The sequence below is a fragment of the Aeromonas aquatica genome (assembly GCF_000764655.1).
Taxonomy (GTDB): Bacteria; Pseudomonadota; Gammaproteobacteria; order Enterobacterales; family Aeromonadaceae; genus Aeromonas; species Aeromonas aquatica.
The window spans coordinates 1-9,596 of record NZ_JRGL01000133.1 but is presented as its reverse complement, the minus strand read 5'-3'; the positions used below and the strand labels follow the sequence as shown (position 1 = coordinate 9,596).

7 protein-coding genes, 1 tRNA gene and 1 pseudogene are annotated in these 9,596 nt (G+C 57.3%); 5 read left to right on the top strand and 4 right to left on the bottom strand.

Annotated features, from left to right (window positions below):
• The first annotated feature begins 82 nt into the window (after window positions 1-82).
• The 3 genes from LG30_RS0117825 (at window position 83) to yjjG (ending at window position 2,516) form a co-directional block, all read left to right on the top strand.
• Window positions 83-159, top strand: a tRNA-Met gene (locus tag LG30_RS0117825).
• Window positions 160-304: 145 nt separating this feature from the next.
• Complete coding sequence (locus LG30_RS0117820) at window positions 305-1,795, top strand: M17 family metallopeptidase (protein ID WP_033132040.1); 1,491 nt, start codon at window positions 305-307, stop codon at window positions 1,793-1,795.
• A gap of 37 nt (window positions 1,796-1,832) precedes the next feature.
• Window positions 1,833-2,516 carry a pyrimidine 5'-nucleotidase gene (gene yjjG, locus LG30_RS0117815; protein ID WP_033132039.1) on the top strand — a complete coding sequence of 228 codons (684 nt, stop codon included), beginning with the start codon at window positions 1,833-1,835 and terminating at the stop codon, window positions 2,514-2,516.
• A 72-nt stretch (window positions 2,517-2,588) separates the two neighbouring features.
• Here yjjG and LG30_RS0117810 read toward each other — a convergent pair whose 3' ends face one another.
• From LG30_RS0117810 to elyC, 4 genes are all read right to left on the bottom strand, one after another.
• Window positions 2,589-3,845: an amidohydrolase gene (locus tag LG30_RS0117810; protein ID WP_033132038.1), complete on the bottom strand. Its 1,257-nt coding sequence runs from the start codon at window positions 3,843-3,845 to the stop codon at window positions 2,589-2,591.
• Between the two features lie 1,126 nt (window positions 3,846-4,971).
• Window positions 4,972-5,943: a 6-phosphofructokinase gene (pfkA, locus tag LG30_RS0117805; RefSeq protein WP_005326082.1), complete on the bottom strand. Its 972-nt coding sequence runs from the start codon at window positions 5,941-5,943 to the stop codon at window positions 4,972-4,974.
• A 154-nt stretch (window positions 5,944-6,097) separates the two neighbouring features.
• Entirely contained in the window at window positions 6,098-6,853 is a 756-nt protein-coding gene (gene tpiA / locus LG30_RS0117800) for a triose-phosphate isomerase (protein WP_033132037.1), read from the bottom strand.
• A 135-nt stretch (window positions 6,854-6,988) separates the two neighbouring features.
• Complete coding sequence (elyC, locus tag LG30_RS0117795; protein ID WP_033132041.1) at window positions 6,989-7,759, bottom strand: envelope biogenesis factor ElyC; 771 nt, start codon at window positions 7,757-7,759, stop codon at window positions 6,989-6,991.
• Window positions 7,760-8,503: 744 nt separating this feature from the next.
• Between elyC and LG30_RS23030 the strand changes: the two are divergent.
• Window positions 8,504-8,765, top strand: a pseudogene (locus tag LG30_RS23030) (type VI secretion system PAAR protein); the annotation flags it as partial.
• 251 nt (window positions 8,766-9,016) lie between these two features.
• Window positions 9,017-9,596 (top strand): DUF6402 family protein (locus LG30_RS22220; RefSeq protein ID WP_152599366.1); only part of this gene is annotated, 580 nt, incomplete at its 3' end.

Below are 9,596 nucleotides of genomic sequence, written 5' to 3'. Positions count from 1 at the left end.
CGCTGCGATGCTGCGAAGACACAAACTGCTACTGCTCGGCAGGCTTGTGGTGAAAAGTCCTGGTAACAGGCAACAATTCGGACGCGGGGTGGAGCAGCTCGGTAGCTCGTCGGGCTCATAACCCGAAGGTCGTCAGTTCAAATCTGGCCCCCGCAACCAACTTTTCATGTTATCTCCTATTTTTCCCCTCTCTGATCCCCAATTCTATCATCCTGATCTTGAACATTAATTTTCAAGCTACTGGTCGTCGCCAGCTCTTGTTCGGTATCATCGTGACCTCTGTTCATGGATGAGGCCGCTTCCTATGCTGCAACCCTTCAGTTATCTCCCTCCCAAGATTGACATCCAGACCACTAGCCTTGACGAGGTGATGGCAAGCCAGGCGCAGATCAAGCTGCTGCTGGTCGCCGACACCGAGCGCAGTACCCTGCTGGCGCAACCCGCCTTCGCCGGGGTCGCGGCCCAGCTCGCCCTTGGCCAGAAGGCGCCGTACCGGTTGGCGGACGCCCAGGGCCTGCAATTGGTGATCTTCGTGGATCCCGAGGCGAGCCAGGATCATCGGCTCTACAAGCAGGTCCGCTCCTGGGTCGCACCCCTGGCCGGCCTCAAGGTGGCGCAGTTGGCGCTGCATCTTGAGGGATTCGACGACGCCAGCCGGGCCCTGCTGGCCGAGCTGGTGCTCTCGGCGCTGCTCGCGGCTAATGTGCCACTGCCCACCCACAAGCAGCGCAGCGAGGAGACACCGAGCTACCGGCACCTGATGGTGTCACCCGCGTGCGAGCTCGATCTGGCCCGGATCCATGCCGAGGCGCAAGGCAATGGCCTGGCCCGTCATCTCGCCGTGCTGCCGGCCTCCGATCTGACCCCCCGCAGCTACCGGGCCTGGGCACAACAGCTGGCACAGCAGGAGGGCTGGCAGTGGCAGGAATACGATGAGGCCGAGCTCGCCAGACTCGGCGCCGGCGCCTTCCTGGCGGTGGCCAGGGGATCGGCAGACAACCAGGCCGCCATCGTCAAGCTCAGCTATTGCCCGGCCAAGGCGGAGCGCAGGCTGGCGCTGGTGGGCAAGGGGATCTGCCACGACTCCGGGGGCTACAACCTCAAGGTCGGCGGCAGCATGTATGGCATGCATTTGGACATGGGGGGCAGCGCCGTGGCGCTGGGCACCCTCTATGCAATCAGCCGGGCCAAGCTGCCCTACGAGGTGCACTGCTGGCTCGCCATCGCCGAGAACCACATAGGCCCGCAGGCCTACAAACCCGGGGAGGTGGTGACCGCCATCAACGGCACCACCATAGAGGTGGTCGACACCGATGCCGAGGGACGCATGGTGCTGGCGGATACCCTGGCCATGGCGGTGCAGGACGAGCCGGACCTGCTGATCGACTACGCGACCCTCACCGGCGCCTGCAAGCGGGCGCTCGGCAGCCGTTACAGCGGTGCCTTTACCAACAGACCCCAGTGGCTCGGCGAGTTGATAAGCCTGGGCCAGCGCAGCGGTGAGCGTGTCTGGCCCTTCCCGCTGGACGAGGATTACGATGACAACCTCGATAGCGAATGGGCCGACCTGCTACAGTGTGCGCCGGGTGCGTCAGCGGATCACATCGATGCCGCCCGCTTCCTCAGTCGTTTCGTGCCCGAGCAGACCCCCTGGTTGCACCTCGACCTGAGCGGTTTTCGCAACAAGGGGGGCAACGGTGTGGTCAGCAGCGAGGTGACCGGATTCGGGGTCAGATTGACGCTGGATCTGCTCGGCGGCCCGCTGGGGCGGCGCCTCGACGATCGAGATGCATGAGCAAGCAACCTAAGCAAGACAACGAATGAGGACAAGCGTGAAACAACCAAGTTATGACTGGGTGCTGTTCGATCTGGACGAAACCCTGCTCGATTTCCCGGTCGCCCAGGCCCTGGAGCAGACCCTGCAGATCTACGGGGTGACACCCAGCGCGCCCAAGATGGCGCAATATCACGAGCTGAACCACCGACTGTGGCAGCAGTACAACTCCGGCGAGATAGACGCCACTCATCTGCAGCAGACCCGCTTCTCGCTGTTTGCCGAGCAGGTCGATGTGGCGCCCATGGCGATGAACGACACCTTCCTGCAGCAGATCATCGCCCTGAGCACACCGCTGGACGGGGTGGTAGAGACGCTGCAGGCGTTCCAGCAAAGGGGTGTGCGGATGGGGATCATCACCAACGGTTTCAGCCTGCCTCAGCGAGGACGTCTGGACAAGCTGGGCTGGAGCGACTGGTTCGAGCCGCTGGTCATCTCCGACGAGGTGCATGTCACCAAGCCGGCCGCCGCCATCTTCCTGCATGCGCTCGAGCTGATGGGGCAACCGAGCCCGGCGCGGGTGCTGATGGTGGGGGACAATCCCAAGACCGACATCGCCGGCGCCGCGGCGCAGGGGCTGGCCACCTGCTGGTACAACCCGGAACGCCACGACACGCCGTGCGAGTCGACCCACGAGATCCACCACTTCGCGCACCTCAGCGCCATAGTGCTGGGACAATAGGAAAAGGCGCCAATATGGCGCCTGCAATGAAAAAGGCAGCCTGGAGCTGCCTTTTTGCATGTTATCGAGCCTTCAGCGAGCGAGGCGGCTGAGCAACCAGGCTTCGAGCAGGTCGACCCCGTGGCTCAGCACGGTTTCATCGAAGTCGAATTCCGGATGGTGGTGGGGCGCCGCCAGATCGGCCCCCAGGATCAGATAGGCGGCCTCGCCGCCGCTGCGCTGCACCCGCTCGATGAGAAAGCCGGCATCCTCGCTGGCGCCGAAGCGGCGGCTGTGGACAGTCTCGAGTTGGAGTGCCTGTGCCAGCGGCACTATCTCCTCGAGCAGGGCCGGGCTGTTCTCGATGCCGATGGCTTCCCCCTGCTTGCGGATGAGGTAGGTCGTGCCCTGCATCAGGGCGGCCCCTTCCACTATCTGCTGCACCTGGCCAAACATGTAGTTGTTGAGCTCAGGGCTCGCGCCTCGGGTCTCCCCCTGCAGGCGGGCATGGCCCGGGATCACGTTGCGGCCGCTGCCGCCGCTGAGCTGACCTATGTTGATGCGGGTCATGCCATCCCGGTGGCGGGGGATGCCGAGCATGGCGGTGGTGGCCATGCAGGCCGCCGCCAGCGCATTGCTGCCCGCGTTGGGCTCGAGCCCCGCGTGGGCGGCGCGTCCCATAAACTCCACATCGAACTTGGTGGAGCAGAGAAACTCGGTCGGGTTGACCACCAGCTCGCCACTGTTGGCATGAATGCCGATGTGCAGCGCCAGCAGGGCGTCCACGTCGTCGAGCTGGCCACCGGCCGCCAACGCCTTGCCGCCGCGACACCCTTCTTCGGCGGGCTGGAAGAACAACTTGATGCGACCGTTTAGCTGCTCGGAGAGAGCAGCAATGCGCTCGGCCAGCACCAGGCCGATGGCGGTGTGACCGTCGTGGGCACAGGCGTGCATCCAGCCCGGATTGCTTGAACGCCATCCCTCCTGGCTGGGTACATGCTGCTCCTGCTCGCTCTCATCCACTTCCACCGCATCGATGTCGAAGCGCAGCGCCAGGGTAGGGCCCGGGCGGCCTGTCTCCCACAAGCCCATCACCCCCGTTATCTCTTCGATGCGGGCCAGCCAGTCGGGATGCGCCCCCTGACGAAGGGCGCGCTCCTTCTGGGCTTGCACATCTATCTCTCGGCCCATGATGAGATTGCTGGCCAGCAGCTTGTCGCCCAGCATGACGGAGAAACCGAGTTCGGACAGATGGTGAGCGATGAGGGAGCTGGTGCGAAATTCACACCAGGCCGCTTCGGGCAGACGATGAAGGTCACGGCGCCAGTGGCGCAGAGCATCCTGAGTCATGGTAATTCCTGCATGGCGAAACCAGCGGATATTGTGACGGGCAGGGGAGCAAGAGTAAATCCCGTAGCAGAAATGCAACAAGGGGAGCGATAGGCTCCCCTTGAGGGTCATAGTGATGGGGTGGCGGTAAAATCTTCATCACTCACTATAAATCTCAGCTTGGCGTCGAATGCCACTCCAACCACTCAAAAGCAAGGGTGTGCGCGCAATTAACCAGCGCTCGAATGTCGATAAGAGTCAGGTTGAGTAATTTTCTGGCGAATTAACCGACTCAAAGCTGGGACAGCGAGGGCAGAGAGACGGCAACCAGAGTGAAAAATACGGTAAAAACGGCGGTAACAACGAACTCTTTCATTATTGTGTCTCCCTTGGCTGACTGTTGATGGGACCAAGATACCATAATGGCCCGTTAAAACAATGATAAATGTATTTTTATGGCATTTAGTGTTCCGTGAAGATGCTAGGCTTCATTTTTATATGTTTATGAGTGCTTTGTACCCTCTCGAGGTGATTATCGCGGAGTAGAGCGCAGGGCATAAATTAAATATATTTAAAATCAGTTGGTTGCGTTATTTCTTATTGATAATTTAATGGGTTTTATATGAGGCTTTTTTGGTTTTTTTAAATTTAATGGACTTCTCAGAACCATTTTGGCGTCTCAACCTGTCGTATGAGGCGCATAGGCATGCTCCGGTTCGACATTCTGCGGCTATAACCATTTTTCATCAGCAGTTGTCCTTCAATCCTCGTCTGGACAGCCACTTATCGGCATCCTCGGCCCAGGCTGACATCAGTTAACGAGCGGCAGAGATGCCCTGGTCTGTGCCAGGGCAGGCTCAGCTGGCGACACTGAATAACGGATATACGCTGGCCTTGTGGCAATGATGCAGAGCCTGAGGTGTTAAGTGGGGTTGGATAAGCGAGGTGGTTGCAGAGGCGGCGTCGATGGCTAGTGGAAGCAAGCCGCAAGGTGGAGGCGACGACGGGGGAAGGCGCTCACTCAGAGTTGTATCGCCGCCGTGGCCGGCATCCATCCCAAGGCAGGCGCAGGTCAATGGGAGGGGGAAAAGAAAAAACCCTCCAACGGAGGGTTTTTGTCACAACAGCCTGTAAAGCGTGTTTGGGCTTAGAACAGGGTGGTGGAGAGATCGTACAGTTCCTGATCGAACGGGCGCTTGAGGTTCTCGATGCAGTCGATGATGTCGTGATGCACCATCTCGTTGCCTTGAATACCGACGCAGCGGCCACCCTGGCCGGCCAGCAGTTGCTCGACGGCGAAGGCACCCATGCGGCTGGACATGATGCGATCGCGGGCGGTCGGCGAGCCGCCACGCTGGATGTGGCCCAGGATGGTGGCGCGGGTCTCGCGGCCGGTCATGGCTTCGATGTCTTTGGCCAAGGCGTTCACATCGGTCACGTGCTCACAGATGGTGATGATGGCGTGCTTCTTGCCTTTGGCTTCGCCTTCTTTGATCTGTTGCAGCAGCTTCTCTTTGTCAAAAGCCACTTCCGGTACGATCACGTACTCGGCGCCACCGGCAACCGCGGCGGACATGGCGAGATCGCCGCAGTGGCGGCCCATGATCTCCACCACGGAGATGCGATGGTGGGAGCTGCAGGTGTCCCGCAGACGGTCGATGGCGTCAACCACCACGTTCAGTGCGGTATCGAAGCCGATGGTGAAGTCGGTACCGGCGATATCGTTGTCGATGGTGCCCGGCAGGCCGATGCAGGGGAAACCCTCTTCGGTCAGCTTCTTGGCGCCCATGTAGGAGCCGTCACCGCCGATCACCACCAGGGCGTCGATGCCGTGTTTTTTCAGGTTCTCGATGGCCTCGGCACGGACTTTCGGGTCTTTGAAGGCGGGGAAACGAGCGGAGCCGAGGAAGGTACCACCACGGTTGACCACGTCGGAGACGCTGTGGCGCTCGAGCTTGACGATCCTGTCCTGATGCAGACCGAGGTAGCCATCATAGATGCCGTAGACTTCCAGGCCATGATGCAGACCGGCGCGCACCACGGCGCGGATGGCTGCGTTCATACCCGGTGCGTCACCACCACTGGTCAAAACACCAATACGTTTGATTTGCTTGGTCATGAGTGCCTCTGGATCTGAGTTGTCGAAAATCAATATCTGAAAATAGGGTCAGCCACTTTTACTATATCGGCTTTCCTATGAAAAAGAGGGATCCCATAGTCCCATAGGAAAGGGAGATAGATGAAGAGGGGCCAGGCCCCTCTTCATGCGTGCCTTACTTGGCAGCGCCAGCGATGATCTGGGAGAAGTCGTCTACTTTCAGGGACGCACCACCCACCAGGCCACCGTCGATGTCCGGTTGACCGAACAGGTCGGCGGAGGTCGCGCCAGTCACGGAGCCACCGTACAGGATCTGTACCTTGGCAGCCACTGAGCCATCGAAGCTGGCCAGGTACTGACGGATGTGCGCGTGCACGGACTGAGCGATTTCCGGGGTAGCGGTCTTGCCGGTACCGATGGCCCATACCGGCTCATAGGCGACGACGGCGTTCTCGAAGGAGGCGATACCACAACGGTCGATCACGGCTTTCAGCTGGGTTTCAACCACGGTGTTGGTGGTGCCGGCTTCGAACTGCGCCAAGGTCTCACCGATGCACAGTACCGGGACCAGGCCTGCTTTCTGGATGACTTCGTACTTGGCGGCAACCACGTCGTCGGTCTCTGCGTGCAGGGTACGACGCTCGCTGTGGCCGACCAGGGAGTAGGTGCAACCGAAGGCTTTGAGCATGGAGGGGGCGTTTTCACCGGTGAAGGCGCCGGACTCGTGAAGGTCGGCATTCTGGGCGCCGTAGGCGATCTTGGTGCCTGCGGTCAGTTGCTCAACCAGACCCAAAAAGATAACCGGCGGGCAGACGGCGACTTGTACCGAAGGATGAGCGGCAGCAGCCGGGGTCAGTCCTTTGATCAGAGCTTCTACAGAAGCCTTGGTGCCGTTCAGTTTCCAGTTACCCATTACCAGGTGCTGTCTCATCTTGTATATCTCCTAGGCATTTGATTGCGCGACATTATATGAATTGAACCGAGCCCAAGATAGCTGACCCGGCGGCAAATGACGTAATTTTTTTTCGCTTTCCTGATCCAAATCAGGAATGCAATCGTCGATCGCTCATTCGTTAACCTGACCCCGCAGACGGGCCCACCATACCCCAATCCATTCGTGAATGGCAGCCTCGGAATACATCAGATAACGCCCCTTGGGCAGGTAAGTATAAAGGGGCTGCGGCTGCTGGCTCTGCTTGGCGGTGTAATCGGTGGGGGCCGGCACCGCATCGAGTCCTTGTCCCTGATAGAGCGCCATGGCCCTGGGCAGATGGGTGGCCGAGCTCACCAGCGCCACCTTCTTTCCCTTGAGATAACGACTGATGCTGACCGCCTCGTCGTGGGTGTCTTTGTTGTTTTCAAACAACGTCATCCGGGATCTGTCTATGCCCAGACTTGCCGCCATGCGGGCATTGACCTCGGCGTTTGACAGCGGATCTCCCGCCACGGCGCCCGAGAAGACCAACTCGGCTTGCGGATAGGCCTGGGCAAGCCGCACCCCCTCCAGGGTGCGGGCCTGGGAGATGTTGTTCTGCCAGGAGCGTTCGGGCACCGCAGGATCGCTCACATGGCCGTTGCCGAGCACCACTATGGCCTCGATATGGGGATACTGGCTCACTTCGAAGGGCGGATAGGTCTGCTCCAACGAGCGGGCCAACTCATAGCTTACCGGCCGCATCCCCATCAGGGCGATGATCACAAGCGACAGGGTCGCCAGCAGCTTGCCGCTCTTCTGAAAGCGGGTGAACCAGAGCAACAGCAGCGCCAGCAGCAATAAGGAGAGGGAGAAGGGCAGCGGCATCAGCAGCTGACCCAGCCATTTTTTGACCACAAACAAGTTCAGCTCAAACACTGAGTTCTCCAATCATTCCCTTATTAACCTGCGACACGTGGCTATCCAAGTGTTCTGGGGCACTTTATCAGATCCAGCACCTAAATGATCTCAACTCATCCTCCTGTACTCGAACGTTGTCAACTATCCAGATGTCGAATAAGGCTCTCGCCATGAGGCTATCAGCCTGTACATGTCAAGAGGTGGCCCATCCAGGGCTTGCGCCCACTGTCGGCATTCTCGATGAGAAAATATGTGCGTCTGGCATTGAGTCCGGTGATGAGTGCCATCCTTGATATGGCCGACATATCTGGTATTTATAGCCACAGGCAGCCTATTTGATTCGATACCAGTCTACCCTGCAATACTTGGAGCGAAGATTATGGAGATAAAGGGCTGAAAGAGGGGGGGAAGTGAATTTTCATCAAAATGTTTGTGTTCCCCATTGAACTTTTTCCTAGTTGACGAAATAGCCACCTCCTTTACAATCGGAGCCTATTTGGAAACGACTAACCAATTGTTCAAAAAATTCCTTTCGCTGTGGTGAATTAGCTGATGCCTGTGCTATCGAGCGATAAGCACAATCACTATCAAAAAACAACTGGATAAATTGACGGTTGAATCCCCACGGCTTCTGCCCAGAATGACCAGAGATCATGATGACCCTGGTCTTTACTGTTTTTGGGTAACCTCGGTATGCTTTGAACAGCTCAGCATGCCACCACGTAGTCACATCAGTTGAGTCGTATTATGTCTAAGCATGCAGCCAAGGTCGGCAATATAGGAACCGACCACGATGGATTTCATCCCACTCCCATCATCGCCTGTTCTCCCGACGTTTATCCCTGCAGCCAGGGTCGGAGACCCCCTCGCACCGCACGATAAACCAAACCATCCACCACACCCCCGCAAGATAGCGTCAGGTTCATCAACTGTGCTGGTTAATGGCAAACCCTTGGCTATTACTGGAGGCGCAGTTGACTGCGGTGGGGTGATCATTGGCTCAGGTACCGTCATTGTGGGGGATATTGCTCCTCCTGTTACTACCCCATTGAGTATCGCAGGTATGTTTGATGAGCACTTCTGTATCATGGATAGCGGGACAGGTACCCCCTTCAAGCATCTAGCCTATGGTATGACATCTTCAAAAGGAACGCTTGAAGGTCTTGTTGATGCAAGTGGTAAAACATCAAAAGTAAAAAGTAATGTCGAAGAAGACTTGACTCTTGATTATGTTTTTCAGACAAGGATAGGACTGCGATAATGACTGTTGCTAATGTAAAATTATCGCCCAGTGCGAATACGAAGGGTCAAGATGTCAAGGTCGACATATTCCAACTGGATCAGATCCCCGATGCAATGGATAAAATGGGTTGGAAGATCGCACCTCAGCTTATGCGTCACTGGTTTAGCTTAAGACCAGCATACAAATTTACAGAAGACACAAAAAGAACACTGCTGCGTAGTGATGCGAGAATGCTCCCAAATGATAGGTATAACGACACTATCGTTAAAATGGAATGGGCTCGACCATTCATTAAAGACAAATTGCAGGAGCGTATGAATAATTGGAACTCTCCTGCTGGCATCGTTGAACTACGTAATAGGTTAAAATTGGCAGGTTATTCTCCAAATATGTGTGTGCCATTAGGTATGAGCGATAGTGCCAGGGTATTAGATGCCACAGCACATGTGAATACGATTAGTGTCGGTGGTTTATTAGATACCATTGATGACTGGTATGGTGCTATTGGAAATGCGAACTTGAAATTTGCGGTGAGTGGTTATTCGGGAACTCATCAAAATCGGCCTGCATTTTTTGTTGATCGCGTTGGTATATATA